Source organism: Streptomyces thermospinosisporus (genome assembly GCF_039526425.1).
GTDB classification, from domain to species: Bacteria; Actinomycetota; Actinomycetes; order Streptomycetales; family Streptomycetaceae; genus Streptomyces; species Streptomyces thermocarboxydovorans.
Genome location: NZ_BAAAIZ010000068.1, coordinates 24,513 through 38,585, shown reverse-complemented (window position 1 = coordinate 38,585; position 14,073 = coordinate 24,513). Strand labels below are relative to the sequence as shown.

11 protein-coding genes are annotated in these 14,073 nt (G+C 71.6%); 7 read left to right on the top strand and 4 right to left on the bottom strand.

Annotated features, from left to right (window positions below; all coding sequences use genetic code 11):
• The 7 genes from ABD207_RS21980 to thiI form a co-directional block, all read left to right on the top strand.
• On the top strand, window positions 1–2,446 hold a 2,446-nt coding region (locus ABD207_RS21980; RefSeq protein ID WP_344014821.1), incomplete at its 5' end, for a condensation domain-containing protein.
• Between the two features lie 69 nt (window positions 2,447–2,515).
• The gene (locus ABD207_RS21975) at window positions 2,516–3,448 is read left to right on the top strand and encodes a TauD/TfdA family dioxygenase (RefSeq protein WP_344014820.1); all 933 of its coding nucleotides are present in this window, start codon (window positions 2,516–2,518) and stop codon (window positions 3,446–3,448) included.
• Window positions 3,449–3,459: 11 nt separating this feature from the next.
• Complete coding sequence (locus tag ABD207_RS21970) at window positions 3,460–4,782, top strand: MFS transporter (RefSeq protein ID WP_344014819.1); 1,323 nt, start codon at window positions 3,460–3,462, stop codon at window positions 4,780–4,782.
• Between the two features lie 18 nt (window positions 4,783–4,800).
• Complete coding sequence (locus tag ABD207_RS21965; RefSeq protein WP_344014818.1) at window positions 4,801–6,009, top strand: cytochrome P450; 1,209 nt, start codon at window positions 4,801–4,803, stop codon at window positions 6,007–6,009.
• Window positions 6,010–6,066: 57 nt separating this feature from the next.
• A complete protein-coding gene (locus tag ABD207_RS21960) occupies window positions 6,067–6,816 on the top strand; it encodes a thioesterase II family protein (protein ID WP_344014817.1) in 750 nt (249 codons plus the stop codon).
• 86 nt (window positions 6,817–6,902) lie between these two features.
• Window positions 6,903–8,237 (top strand): erythromycin esterase family protein, encoded by a 1,335-nt coding sequence (locus tag ABD207_RS21955; RefSeq protein ID WP_344014816.1) that lies wholly within the window; start codon window positions 6,903–6,905, stop codon window positions 8,235–8,237.
• A gap of 164 nt (window positions 8,238–8,401) precedes the next feature.
• Complete coding sequence (thiI, locus tag ABD207_RS21950) at window positions 8,402–9,658, top strand: tRNA uracil 4-sulfurtransferase ThiI (RefSeq protein ID WP_425580790.1); 1,257 nt, start codon at window positions 8,402–8,404, stop codon at window positions 9,656–9,658.
• A 342-nt stretch (window positions 9,659–10,000) separates the two neighbouring features.
• On the opposite strand, the gene ABD207_RS21945 is transcribed toward thiI, so the two are convergent.
• The 4 genes from ABD207_RS21945 to ABD207_RS21930 are packed head-to-tail and all read right to left on the bottom strand — an operon-like array spanning window position 10,001 to window position 13,980.
• On the bottom strand, window positions 10,001–10,816 hold the full coding sequence (locus ABD207_RS21945) for an S-methyl-5'-thioadenosine phosphorylase (protein ID WP_344014814.1): 816 nt from the start codon (window positions 10,814–10,816) through the stop codon (window positions 10,001–10,003).
• 46 nt (window positions 10,817–10,862) lie between these two features.
• Window positions 10,863–12,005, bottom strand: coding sequence for a GNAT family N-acetyltransferase (locus ABD207_RS21940; RefSeq protein WP_344014813.1), 1,143 nt, complete (start codon window positions 12,003–12,005; stop codon window positions 10,863–10,865).
• A complete protein-coding gene (locus ABD207_RS21935; RefSeq protein WP_344014812.1) occupies window positions 12,002–12,784 on the bottom strand; it encodes a thioesterase II family protein in 783 nt (260 codons plus the stop codon). The genes ABD207_RS21940 and ABD207_RS21935 overlap by 4 nt, the downstream gene beginning before the upstream one ends.
• Window positions 12,781–13,980 (bottom strand): aminotransferase class V-fold PLP-dependent enzyme, encoded by a 1,200-nt coding sequence (locus ABD207_RS21930; protein WP_344014811.1) that lies wholly within the window; start codon window positions 13,978–13,980, stop codon window positions 12,781–12,783. Before ABD207_RS21930 ends, ABD207_RS21935 begins: the two co-directional genes overlap by 4 nt.
• Between the last annotated feature and the right edge of the window lie 93 nt (window positions 13,981–14,073).

The following is a 14,073-nucleotide window of genomic DNA, read 5'->3' as shown; positions in this document are numbered from 1 at the left end:
GCACCTCCTCCACCAGGAGCACGTCACCGTCCTCAACCAGACCCCGTCCATGTTCCGCGAGCTGGTCGATCGGGCAGTGCAGTCCTCCGCCCCCGCGTTGCCCGCTCTGCGTTGGGTGATCTTCGGTGGGGAGGCGCTGGAGACCAAGCACGTGACGGCCTGGTTCCAGCACTACGCCACCCCCGCCACCCGCCTGGTCAACATGTACGGCATCACCGAAACCACCGTCCACGTCACCTACCAGGACATCACCCCCGACCACCTCACCCACGGCAGCCGCCTGCCCGCAGGACGCCCCCTGCCCGGCTACCACCTCTACCTCCTCGACCCACACGGCAACCCCGTACCCACCGGCGTCCCCGGCGAGATCCACGTCGCCGGCGGCGGACTCGCCCGCGGCTACCTCCACCGCCCCGCCCTCACCGCCGAACGCTTCCCCGCCAACCCCTACGGCCCACCCGGCCACCGCATGTACCGCACCGGCGACATCGCCCGCTGGCTCCCCGACGGCACCCTCCAACACCTCGGCCGCACCGACGACCAAGTCAAAATCCGCGGCTACCGCATCGAACTCGGCGAAATCGAAACCGCCCTCCTCACCCACCCCCACATCCGCGAATGCGTCGTCACCGCCCACCAGACACCCGACGGCCACCGACGACTCATCGCCTACACCGTCCCCCACCCCCACACCAACCCCACCACCACCGAACTCCGCACCCACCTCACCCACACCCTCCCCGACCACATGGTCCCCGCCCTCTTCATCCCACTCGACCACCTCCCCCTCACCCCCAGCGGCAAAATCAACCGCCGCGCACTCCCCGAACCGACCGTCCAGTCCGAGCAGCTCGACACCGAGTACACGGCGCCCCGCAACTGGACAGAAGAGGCGCTGACCGCCATCTGGGCCGAAGTCCTGGGCGTGGAGAAGGTCGGCATCCACGACAACTTCTTCGAACTCGGCGGCGACTCCATCCTCTCCATCCAGGTCATCTCCCACGCCCGCCAGGCCGGGATGCACCTGACGTCGAAGCAGGTGTTCGTCCACCAGACCGTCGCCGAGCTGGCGGCCGTCGTGCGGCGCACGGAGGCCGATGCGCCGGCCGCCGGGGATCACCCGCGCCAGACGTCGGGCCGGGTCGAACTCACCCCTGTTCAGCGGTGGTTCTTCGCCGGGCACACGAGGCATCCCGACCACTACTCAATGTCCGTCCATGTCTGTCTGGCACCGGAGACGGATCCATCCGTGCTGGAGCGTGCGCTCGCGGCGGTGGTCGACCACCATGACGCGCTGCGCATGCGGTACTCGGACGACGGCGCCGGCGGCTGGGTCCAGGAGTACGGCGATCGTCCCGGCGGACTTCTGTCGGTCCGGGACCTGACGGCGGTGGAGGACTGCGAGCAGGCGCTGCACGACGCCGCGTCGCAGGCCCAGGGCGCGCTGGATCTGCGCCGGGGCGCCCTGGTGCGGGGAGTCTTCCTGCGCATGCCGGACGGGGCGCTGCCCCGGCTCTTCCTGGCCGTGCACCACCTGGGCATGGACGGCGTGTCCTGGCGGATCGTCCTGGAGGACCTGGCCATCGCGTACGGGCAGCTCGCCGACGGCCGCGCCGTGGACCTGGGCCCCCGGACCAGCAGCTACCAGCGGTGGGCCGAGCGCCTGGCCGAGCATGTCCGCTCCGGCGGTTTCGACCACGAGATCGCGTACTGGCGCAAGGCCGCCTCCGGGCCCATGGAGATTCCGTGCGACGGGCCGGCGACCGGCACGTACGGCGAGGTCACCGTGGAGTCCTCGGTGCTGGACCGGTCCGTGACTCAGGCGCTGCTCCAGCGTGCGCCCGGTGCGTTCCGCACCCGGATCAACGATGTGCTGCTGGCCGCGCTGGGCAGGGTCCTGCGGGACTGGACGGGTGCGCCGGTCACCGTGGCCCTCGAGGGCCACGGCCGCGAGGAGCTGTTCGACGACGTGGACCTGTCCCGTACGGTCGGCTGGTTCACCACGATCCATCCCGTCGTCCTCGACGTCCCGGAGGGTTCCTGGACGGCGGCGCTCAAGGCCGTCAAGAAGATCCTCCGCAAGCTGCCCGGGCGCGGGATCGGCTACGGCGCTCTGCGCTATCTGTCCGAGCCGGGGAGCGCCGCCCACACCGCCCTGGCCGCGGCCCCGCATCCGCGGATCAGCTTCAACTACCTGGGCCAGTGGGACGGTTCGGCCGACGGCGCCGGCGGTCTGATCCGGGACCGGCTGGACGGTCTCGGGGCCGACCAGGCGCCCGGCGAGACCCGCCCGCACCTGATCGACGTCGTCGCCGCCGTGAGCGACGGCGAGTTGCGCGTCGACTGGCTGTACGCGCCGTCCGCCCACACGCCCGACACCGTCCGCCGGCTGGCGGACGGCTTCTCCAACGCCCTGCGGCAGATCGCCGCCGAGGCCGGTAACTGACCACCACCGGAAGGCTTTGCTGTGGCTCGCTATGTGCTGAGTGATGTCGAGAGGAACGAAGTGGCCGCCGTGGCGGACGGGTTCCTCGCCACCCACCCCAACTGGGCACCGCTGGAGTACGCGGACGACATCCGCGTCGAGGCGGAGCGGCTTCCCCTGGGAGTACGGCGGTTCCTGGTGTCGTCCCGTGCCGCCGAGGACGCCACCATCGTGCTCGGGAACCTGCCGGTCGACGAGAATCTCGTGCCGACCCCGCCCAGCTGGGAGATCGCGGAGAAGGAGGCCGCCGCCGTCCGCGAGGAGCTGGTGCTGCTGCTCGTCGGGTCGGTGCTGGGTGAGCCGTTCGGCTGGGTCAACCAGCAGAACGGCCGCCTCGTCCACGACATCTGCCCGTCCCGGGGGCAGGAGAACTCCCTGACCAGCGCGAGCAGCGAGCAGCAGCTCACGCTGCACACGGAGGACGTGTTCCACTCCTGCCGGGGTGACTACGTGGCGCTGATGTGTCTGCGCAACCCCGACGCCGTGGGCACCACGGTGGCGCTGGTGGAGTCCGTGGAGTTCCCCGAGCCGATACGGCGGATCCTCCACCAGGACCGCTTCAGGTTCTTCCCGGACGACTCCCACCACGTGGTGCCGCAGCACAGCGTGGAGCGTCCGTCGGCCCTTCAGGACCGCCCCCACGAGGTGGCGTCCGTGCTGTTCGGCCCCGAGGGGGCGCCGTATCTGCGGATCGACGCGGACTTCACCGAGGCGCTGCCCGGAGACGCCGAGGCCGAGGCCGCCCTCCGGGAGGCCGCCGGCCTGCTGGCCGCTGCCGCCCAGCGGGTGGTCCTGAGCCCCGGCGACGCCGTGTTCATCGACAACCACCGGGCCGTCCACGGACGCGACACGTTCACGCCCCGCTACGACGGGACGGACCGCTGGCTCAAGCGCACCAGCCTGGTCCGCGATCTGCGGCGCACCTATGTGCGGACGAAGACGCGTGCGCGGCTGCTCGGCTGATGCCGCCCGGCATGAAGCGGCAGCGCGGCGGGTTCACGCTGCTGTGGGTGGCATCGGCCCTCGGCGAGTTCGCCTACAGCACGTCCTTGATCGTGCTGCCGCTCATCGTGCTGGCGCTGACCGGCTCCCCCTCGCAGGCGGGCGTCATCGGCTTCGTCGACGCGACGGCGCTGCTCCTGGCGGGCCTGCCCGCCGGGGCCGTCGCCGACCGGTACGACCGGCGGACCGTCATGCTGTGGTGCCAGTCCGCGCTGGTGACGGTGTTCGGCCTGCTGGCCCTGCTGCTGTGGGCGGGCGCCGCGTCGCTGCCGGCCCTGGTGGCGCTGGCCCTGCTCAACGGGGCGGCGACCGCTGTGGCGATGGCGGCGGGAGAGGCGATGATCCCGAGCCTCGTGGCTCAGGAGAAGCTCTCCGACGCGGTGGCGATGAACGCCGCGCGGACCTATGCCGGCCAGCTGGCCGGCACGTCCGCCGGTGGGTTCCTGCTGGCGCTGAAGAACGCGTTTCCGTTCGCCGTCGGCTGCCTGGCGCACCTCGCGGGGCTGGTCCTGCTGCTGTTCCTGAAGCGGCCGCCGGCCGCGGGCACACCGGCCGAGCGGCCGGTGCTCAGCGGACGGGGTCTGCTGGAGGGGGTCCGCTTCATCGCCGCTCACCGCTTTCTGCGCGTGGGACTGATGTGCGCGACGGCGACGAACTTCTTCTTCGGCGTCATCTACTTCGTCGTCATCGCCTCCGCGCGGACCAGCGGCATGGCCACCGGCCTCATCGGTGTGATGGCGGCGCTGCTGGGCGTCGGCGGTCTGCTGGGCTCCCTGGCTGCTCCCCTGCTCCAGCGGGTTCTCACCGGTGCCCGGCCCATCCACGTCGTGCTGTGGACGTTCGCCGTGCTCACGGCGGGCATCGCGGTGCTGCCGGGCGCCTGGACACCAGGGGTCCTGCTCGGTGCCATCGCCTTCGCGGCGCCGACGGCGAACGCCTGCTTCACCACCGCCCAGCTGATGATCACGCCGGACAGCCACCGCGGGCGGGTGGTGAGCGTGGTGGCCCTCGCCAGCGGTGCCGGCGGGGCCGTCGCTCCCCTGGCCGGCGGCATCGTGCTGGATCTCGCGGGCCGGCAAGCCGGCCTGCTCGGCTGCGCGGCCGTGATGGCGGTCGTCGCCCTGTTCTCGACGCTCAGCCCGGCGCTGCGCGACGTTCCGGAACCCGGCGCGGGAGCACCCGCGCGGCCGCTGCCCGACGCCGACGGCGCTCCGGGGGACAGCGGGCGCCACGCCCCGTCCGATCCGGCCGCCGACCTGCAATCGGCCACCGTCCCTCCTCCCTCCGTCCGCTGACAGACAGAGACATCCACGATGACCCTTGATGCGACAGCCCCCGGTCCGGCCCCTGTGGATCTGGGCGACCCCGATCTCTACACCACCGATGCCCGCTTCACCATGTGGGAGGAGTACACCCGGTCCGACGCGAAGATCTGGAGCGGTCCCGGCCGGTCCCCCTCCGGCTTCTGGTCGGTCTTCTCCCACCGCGACGTCACCGCCGTCCTCTCTCCCAAGGCACCGTTCACCTCCGAGTACGGGATGATGATCGGCTTCGACGCCGAGCACCCCGACAACTCGGGCGGCCGGATGCTGGTGGTGAGCGAAGGCGACTGGCACTCCACGCTGAAGCGGCTCATCGGCCCCTTCCTCTCGCGGCTGCGCGCCCCCGAACTCCAGTCGGTGCTGCACCAGGAGGTGCGCGACATCGTCCGCCGGCTGCGGTCGCAGGACTCCACCGACATCGCCCGGGGCATCGGACCCCGGCTTCCGGCAGCCGTCGTGTGCGAGATCATCGGCGTGCCGCTGAGCGAGCGGGAGCAGCTGATCGAGCTGACCAACCACGCCTTCGGCGGCGAGGAGAGCAGCTTCGACAGGATGACCCCGGCCGAGGCCCACACGGAGATCCTCTTCTACTTCCACGATCTGATCGAGCGGCGCCGCCGGCAGCCCGGCTCCGACCTGGTGAGCGCACTGCTCGAGGACGGGCGGCTCAGCACCGAGGACGTGCTGGTCAACTGCGACAACGTGCTGATCGGCGGCAACGAGACCACCCGCCACTCGATCACCGGCGCCTTCCATGCCCTCCAGGCGTTCCCGGACACCCTGGACGCGCTGCACGCGGATCCCGAACTCGCCGCCCCCGCCGTGGAGGAGGTGGTGCGCTGGACGTCCCCGGCCGCGCACGTGCTGCGGGTGGCGACCGAGGACTGCGAGATCGGCGGCCAGGAGATCCTCAAGGGACAGCCGGTGGTGGCGTGGCTGTCCGCCGCCAACCGCGACGAGCGGCTCTTCCCCGACCCGCACCGGTTCGTCCCGGACCGCAGGCCCAACCGCCACCTGGGGTTCGGCAACGGCCCCCACCACTGTCTCGGCGCCGCCCTGGCCCGACTGGAACTGCGGGCCCTGTTGCAGGAGTTGGCGGCCGAGGCCCGTCGGGTGGAACTGGCCGGGGAGGTGCGGTGGATGCGCTCCAACCTGGTACAGGGCTACAGCAGCCTCGAGGTGTCCGTCGACTGGCGCTGACCCTTCACCTCGCCGCGCCCCGGCGAGACCCAGCAAGAGAGACGATCGGAGTTTCCCGTGCCCCTCCCCTCCCCCTCGCCGTATCTGACCTGCCACACCCGGCCCGAACACCCGGAGCGCCGCCTGGTCTGCTTTCCGCACGCGGGCGGCGCGGCCAGCTTCTTCCGTCCGTGGTCCCAGTACGCGGACCCCGCCACGGAGTTGCTGGCCGTGCAGTACCCGGGCCGCGAGAACCGCTTCCGGGAAGCCCTGATTCCCACGATGGACCCGCTGGCCTCGGCCGTCACCGAGGCGCTGCTGGCCCTGCCGCCGCTGCCCACGGTGCTCTTCGGTCACAGCATGGGTGCGGCCGTCGCCTACGAGACGCTTCTGCGTCTTCAGCAGGCGGGTGCCGGCCACTTCACGCGCCTCTGCGTGTCCGGCAAGTCTCCCGACGGTGCCGCGGGCCGGGCCGTACGGACGGACGAGGAGGTGGTCGAGGCGGTCAGGTCCCTGGGCGGCACCCACGCCGCCGTCCTCGACGACCCGGACCTGCGGGAGCTGCTCCTGCCGGCGATCCGCAACGACTACCGCCTGATCGACGGTTACCGCCGCCGGGCCGACGCCCCGCTGCTGCGCGCCGATGTCCACGCCCTCACGGGCGACCGGGACCCGCAGGTCACTCCGGAGCAAGCGGCGAGATGGGGGGCGCTGGCGTCGGGTTCGTTCACCCTCACCGTGCTGGAGGGTGATCACTTCTATCTGGTGCCGGCCGCCGAGCGGGTCGCCCGGCTCGCCATGGAACCGGCACAGTCTGTTCCGGTTTAGTGGCATGCCCGGCGTGGAGGCAGCAAGCAGAAAAGCCGGGGGTGCGTCGGATGTCCTGAGACCGGCCGTGAGCGGACCCTCTTCTCATGAAGCGAAACCGGTCGGTACTCATCCTGATTCTGACGCTGTTCTGCGTCGGGGCCCTGTGCTCCGGCACCGTGCCGCCACCGGAGACCCGTGCGCTGCGGGCGGCGGAGCGCGTCGCCCGCCCCCTGCGCACCACGGAGCCCCGCGGCGGACTGACGGACCTGCGGCCGCTGGGGCGCATGGTGGGCGACGCGAAGGTGGTGGGGCTCGGAGAGGCGACGCACAGCTCGCACGAGTTCTTCACTCTGAAACACCGCATCCTGCGCTACCTGGTGGAGCAGAAGGGATTCCGCACTTTCGCCCTGGAGACGAGCTGGAGCACCGGCCTCCGGCTGGATGCGTACATACGGACGGGAGTGGGTGACCCGCGGCGCATCATGCGGGAGGAGTTCCAGGACACCTACGGTTGGTGGAACACCGAGGAGTACCTCGACCTCATCGAGTGGATGCGCGCGTACAACGCCGGACACCCGGACGACCCGGTGCGCTTCATGGGCGACGACTTCGCCTATGCGGGCCCCGAGCAGTACGACAGGGTGCTGCGGTACGCGGGCCGCCATCGACCGGACCTCCTGCCGCGGCTCACCGCGCTCTACCGGGGGCTGCGCCCCACCACGTCCGCTGGGGCCTACATGAAGGCGTATCTGGCCTGCCCCCTGGCCGAGCGGCGCGCGATGGCCGACCGTGCGGAGGCGGCGCTGTCCCTGCTCGCCCGGCAGCCGGTCCCCGCCGGCGCGACGGAGGACGCCCACGCCTGGGCCGTGCAGCACGCCCGGGCCCTGGCGCAGACCGCGCGCGGATACGCCTTCGACTTCGACGCCCCGGAGCAGCTGCGGGCGTCGATGCGCTATCGCGACCGGCTGATGGCGGACAACGTCGCCTGGTGGCAGGCCCGGACCGGCCACAAGGTCGTCCTGTCGGCGCACAACAGCCATGTCTCCTACCGCACCTCCGACCCGCGCTATCCCCGGATGCAGGGCGCGTTCCTGAGGGAACGCCTGGGCAAGGACTATGTGAGCGTCGCCATGACGTTCGGCAGCGGCTCCTTCAATGCGACCGGCCCCGACGGCAGGGCTCGCGTCCACACGGTGGAAACCGCACCGGACCACAGCACCGAACGCTTCCTCGACCGCGTCCGTCCCGGCGACTACCTCATGGATCTGCGCACCTCCCCGTCCCCGGCCCACGAGTGGCTGAGCACTCCCCGCCCCACTCGCAGCATCGGAACGTCCTACCCGGAGCGCCTCCACAGCATCGCTCCCACGGCGTCCCACGACCTCCTCATCCACCTTCACCACGTCACGCCGGCGCGCCTGCTGGCCCCTCCGAGCTGACTCACGAGGAGACACATTGCGTGACTCGACACTCACCCTCGGTCCGCATCGAGGGCCTCGAAGAGGGCCGGCGGCCGGTGCCCGACCCGTCGACTTGCCTGCTCCTGCATCATGGGAAGTGCGGAAGACACTGCGACGACGACTGTGACTTCGGAGAGGTTGGCATGTCCGACAAAGGCAGTGTGGCCGCTGCGCGTAGCGCCTACGGCACCCCGGCCCCGTGCGTGCTGCTCAAGCACGGCGAGATCTTCCTCAAGGGCCGCAACCGCCACCGGTTCACCGAGCAGCTGCACGACAATCTGCGGTACGCGCTGCGCGGGATCGGCGGCTCGACATGGATCAAGACCGCCCGGAACGTGACCGTCATCGGCGGGGAGGTGCCCCAGGAGGCCCTGGTGGAGCGGGCCCGCAGGGTGATCGGCTTCAGTTCGGTGGAGCCGGCCGTGCGGGTGCCCAGCGATCTGGACGCCATCACGGCGGCGGCAGTCGACGTGCTGCGCGGGTCCCGCGAGGGCACCACCTTCGCCGTACGGACCAAGCGGCGGGACAAGCGGTTCCCGCTGAGCTCGTTCCAGGTCGACGCCCACCTCGGGGCCGTGCTGCTTGATCAGGTTCCGGGGCTCCGGGTGGACCTGGACCAGCCGGACGTCACCCTGGCCGTGGAGATCGACCGCAAGGAGACCTACCTGTCCTGGCGGCGGCTCCCGGGCTTGCGCGGACTGCCCGTCGGCTCCAGCGGCCGGGCGCTGGTGCTGCTGTCCGGGGGCTACGACTCCCCCGTGGCCGCCCACCGGGCCATGCGGCGGGGCCTGGCCTGCGACTTCGTGCACTTCACCGGCGCGCCGTACACCAACCCCTCGTCGGTGTACAAGGCGTACGCGCTGGCCCGTGAGCTGAACCGCTACCAGCAGCCCGGGTCCCTGTATGTGATCGCCCTCGGCAAGGCGCAGAAGCAGCTCGCCGTGGCCGGGGCCGGCCGGCTGCAGGTGGTGGCCCAGCGGCGGCTGATGGTGCGCACCGCGTCCGCGCTGGCCGCCCGTACCGGCGCCGAGGCGCTGGTGACGGGTGACAGCCTGGGACAGGTGGCCAGCCAGACGCTGGCCAACATGGTCGCCGTGGAGGAGGCGGCGGACCTGCCGGTGCTGCGGCCGCTGATCGGCTGGGACAAGCAGGAGATCATCGACGAGGCGACCACCATCGGCACCGCGGGTATCTCGGTCCTGCCCGACGAGGACTGCTGCAGCCTGCTGACCCCGCCCCGGGTCAGCACCCGTGCCCGCCTCTCCCAGCTGCACTCCGTGGAGAAGCGGCTCGACCTGGAGGAAGCGGTCGAGGCGATGGTGGACTCCGCCCAGGTGTTCTCGCCGGTGGCGGACGAGGCCCCCTCGGACACCGGGGACCGGTGCCCGGCACCGGCGTGACACGAGGACCCTCTCATCCGGCCGTGCGGCGGCCCCATCCGGCCGTGCGGCGGCGCGGCGGGTGAAGGCGTACAGGCCGAGAATGCCGGGGCAGGGCGCCACGCCGGGACGCCCGCCCGTACCCGGGCGGCGCTGTCCTCCGTGGCGCCCGCATCGGGCGCCCGCATCGTTGACCAGCCCCAGCCACACCGGCCGGGCCCCAGCCACACCGGCCGGGCCCCGGCCGCCCGCCTCCGCCCGGCGGGGAGGGCTGCACGACCATGACATCGGCCTGGTCGCACCCGCGCACCCGCGCACCGGCGCGCCGCAGGTGACGGATGACGTTTCTCCCGGCCGGTCGGCTCACGGCAGTGCGAAAGGGAGATCCATTCCGGCAAGGGCCCCGGGGCAGGGGCACCTCCGCTGCTCCGGCAGCCGCCGTACCGTCTCCAGCACGATCTCCCGCATCCGGGCGGAGTTGCGCGCGAACACCGCGAAGACCTCCTCCTGCTGAACGCTCTCACCGGCGTCCAGGCCCGCGTCGAAGTCGGTGACCAGGGCGATCGCCGTGTAGCACAGGGCGAGTTCCCGGGCCAGTACGGCTTCCGGATGCCCGGTCATGTTGACCAGCGACCAGCCGTTCGACGCGAACCACCGGGATTCGGCACGGGTGGAGAACCGGGGGCCCTCGACGACCACCATGGTGCCCCCGTCGTGCGCATCGGTGCCCATGGCCACCGCGCCCTCGAGGACGGCGTCGCGTCCGGCGGGGCAGTACGGGTCGGCGAAGGGCACGTGCAGCGCCCTTTCGTCGAAGAAGGTCTGCGTCCGCCCGCTCGTACGGTCCACCAGCTGATCGGGGACGACAACGGCACCGGGACCGTGGTCCCGGCTCAGCGACCCCACCGCGCACGGAGCGAGCACCTGGCGCACGCCGAGCGAGCGCAGCGCCCACAGGTTGGCCCTGTAGTTGATGCGGTGCGGCGGGTGGGCGTGGGTACGACCGTGGCGCGGCAGGAACGCCACCCGGCGCCCGGCCACCGCGCCGACCGCGACGGTGTCGGACGGTGCACCGTAAGGTGTGTCGACGGTGATCTCCTCGGCCTCTTCGAGCAGCTGGTAGAAGCCGCTGCCGCCGATGACGCCAAGAGTCGGCGCGGCCTGCGTCGTCGCGGTCATGGGGGTGTTCCTCCGGGGGATGCGGCACGGTTGCGCGTCAAGGTGGTCAGCGGTCTTCCGGATCGTCACCGAGGCGGGCCAGCAAGCGGGCCACCGCGGTGTGGGTCGGCGAGTGGAACGCCTTGACGTAGCCGAAGCGCCGTTCCTGGGTGCAGCCCCGGGACAGCTTGGTGCTCTCGGAGGCGACGGCGTAGTCGAGTGTGGTCGCGCCGATCCGGCCGGCGTGCTCCACCGGTTCGTAGAAGCAGAGGGCGAAGTACAGCGGCAGCTTGCCCTGCCAGTCGTAGTCGTAGCCGGTCAGCCGGATGTACAGGCGCGTGCCCCGGCGGACGACCAGGGAGAAGCCGCGCACCGCGCCGTCTGGGGAGCGGGCGGTGATGACCTCGGCGGCATCACCGCAGTGCGTGGCGTGCAGGTGCAAGGTGCGGCTCATCGCCTCGGGGGTGTAGGCGTGCCCGTACTTCTCGCCGTGCTTCAGCAGCAGCGGCACGAGTTCCCCGGTCAGCGCGGGGGTGAGAGGCTCGACCTCGAAGCCGACACCGGCCACCTCCAGACGGCGGCGCTCGTAGCGCACCTTACGCCGGCGGTCGCTGGGAAGCAGGCGCAGATAGTTCTCGAAACCCGGCCCGGGCAACCGGAGGGTGGAGTAGTGGGCGGTGGGGACCTCGGCGTAGCCGCGCTCGCGCAGCACCTCGCGGAGCGCGGTGTCGGCGGCGGCGACGAAGAGGAAGGCGGAGCTGGCTGCGCCGGCGGCGCGGGCATCGTCCTCGCCGGCGGCGACCAGTTCGGTGATCAGCTGCCGGCGCCTGTGCTCAGGGACCCCGGCTGCCGTGACGAGCGCAGTGTCCGGCACCCGGCGGCCGCCGAAGAGCCGGGTGGGCAGCAGCGTGTCCACGGCTCGCGCGGTGTGCTCGTCCGGTTCGACGCCTCCTGCAGCGGCGAGCATGCGTACGGTCCGGTCGACGCGCATGAACGGCCAGGGCTCCGAGGAGGCGTCCAGCGGGTAGCAGGTCAGGCCCGCCTCGGCGCCGCCGTGTCCGCCTGCCAGGTAGTAGCGGGGCGGGAGGTTGGTCTGTTCGCTCTCGAGCGCCAGCCACCCCGGTGAGCGGAAGAGGTCGTCGGGCGGGACGACGGCGTCCCAGCCCTTCGCGCGTGCTTCGGCCAGACTCTCCGTCACCCGTACGGTCATGCCTGGCCTCCTCGGTCCGGGTTCGGGCAGGTGGCGGCCAGGCTGTCGCCGGACAGGAGTGCCGCGGTGACCATGGCCTGAACCTGGTGGCGGGCCTGGGTGAGGTAGAAGTGCCCGCCGTCGAACACCTCGACGGCGCACTCCCCCTCGGTCAGTTCGGCCCAGTCCGCGAGCGAACGCGGAGGCACCAGGGCGTCCGCTGCGCCGCCCAGCGCGGTGACCGCGCAGGTCAGCGGGGCGCGCGGAATCCACTCGTAGGTCTCGTACGCGGCGAAGTCGGCGCGCAGGGCGGGAAGCATCATGCGCATCAGCGCGCTGTCCTGCCACACCTCGTCAGGTATGCCCTGATAGGCGCGGCGGACCTCGGTGAGGAACTCGTCGTCGGGGAGGTGCGCGACGGGCGGCTCCTCCACCAGCCGGTGCGCGGGCGGACAGGCGGAGACGAACAGCCGGCGGGGCTGGACGGGGAGCCGCCGGGCCGTCTCGTAGGCGACGAGTGCTCCCATGCTGTGCCCGAACAGGGCGAAGGGCAGGTCGAGCAGATCCACGCAGGCGCGGACGACACGCTGGGCGATGACGGTGATGTCGTCGAGCGGCAGCTCGGCCAGGCGTGCCTCCCGTCCCGGCAGATGCACCAGGCACAGCTCCACGTCCTCCGGCAGCTCGGACACCCAGTGCGCGTAGGAGGACGGTCCCGCCCCCGCGTGCGGGACGCAGAACACCCTTGCCCGGGCCCCGGGCCGCGGCCGCGGGCGCTTGATCCATGCCGATGCCGTCATGCGAAGACCCTCGCTTTCGTTCCTGAGGTCAGACCGGCGAGCACCGAACACAGCCGCGAGAGCTCGTCCTCGCTGTTGTAGTAGTGGACGGAGATCCTCAAGAGGCGGCTGAGGCCGCGCTGTTGCATGTCGTGACAGGCTGCGTTGTCGAGGCACACCCAGCTGTTGATCCCGGCACGCAGCAGTTCGGCGCGCACCTGGAAGGGGTCCAGGTGCGCGAAGGTGACGGCGATGTTGCCGCAGCGCTCCACGCCCCGGTCCTGCACCGTGACACCCGGCACCCCGGCCAGGTCGGCGCGCAGGCCCGAGGCCAGGGAGCGGATCCTCTGCCAGGTGCGTTCCACTCCCCAGTTGCGGGCGTAGTCGACGGCCACCCCGAGCCCTATCCGGGCAGCGGCGTTGGCCTCCCAGGTCTCGAACCGGCGCGCGCCCGGGGCGAGCCGGTACCTCCCCGCGTGCCACTCGACGCCGTCCAGCCCGAGCACCGCCGGTGTGAGGCGTGGGGCGACGTCGCGTGCGACATAGAGGAAGCCCGTGCCGCGCGGGCCGCGCAGATACTTGCGGCCGCAGCCGACCAGCAGGTCGCAGCCGAAGTCCTGGACGTCCACCGGGAGCTGGCCCACCGACTGGCAGGCGTCCACGAGGAACAGCGCCTCGGTCCTGCGCACCGCTTTGCCGACCTCGGCGACCGGGTTCACCAGACCGTCATGCATGGGCACATGCGCCATGGCCACGAGCTTCACCCGCTCGTCCAGGCAGTCCTCCAGCGCGGCTGCGTCCACCAGACCGTCGTCGTCGACCGGCAGGAACTCGAGGGAGACGCCGGTGCGTTCGGCGAGGTGGAGCAGCGAGATGTGGTTGCTGCCGTACTCGACGGGTGACAGCAGCACCCTGTCCCCGCGTCGCAGCGGGACGCTGGACAGGGCCATGCCCCAGGCACGGGTCGCGCTGTCCAGGACGGCGATCTCGTCCGGCTCGGCGTTCAGCAGCGCGGCGAGAGCGTCATGGGCCCGGCCGACCGCTTCCTGGGAGCGCTCGGCCGCCTCGTAGGCGCCCACGGTGCTCTCCAGGGCGAGGTGACGGGTCATCGCCTCGGTCACCACGTGTGGGGCGAGACTCGCGCCCGCATTGTTCAGGTGCACGACATGGGCGACGCCCGGGGTGTCGGCGCGAGCCCTGGCAAGGTCGAATGGCATCGGTTGGGTCACCTGTCTTCGGCGGGTGTCTTCACGAGACGCCTCTGGTGGAGGTCCCGGGAGCGCTGTGCGCAGCGCGGGGCGTCGTGCCGC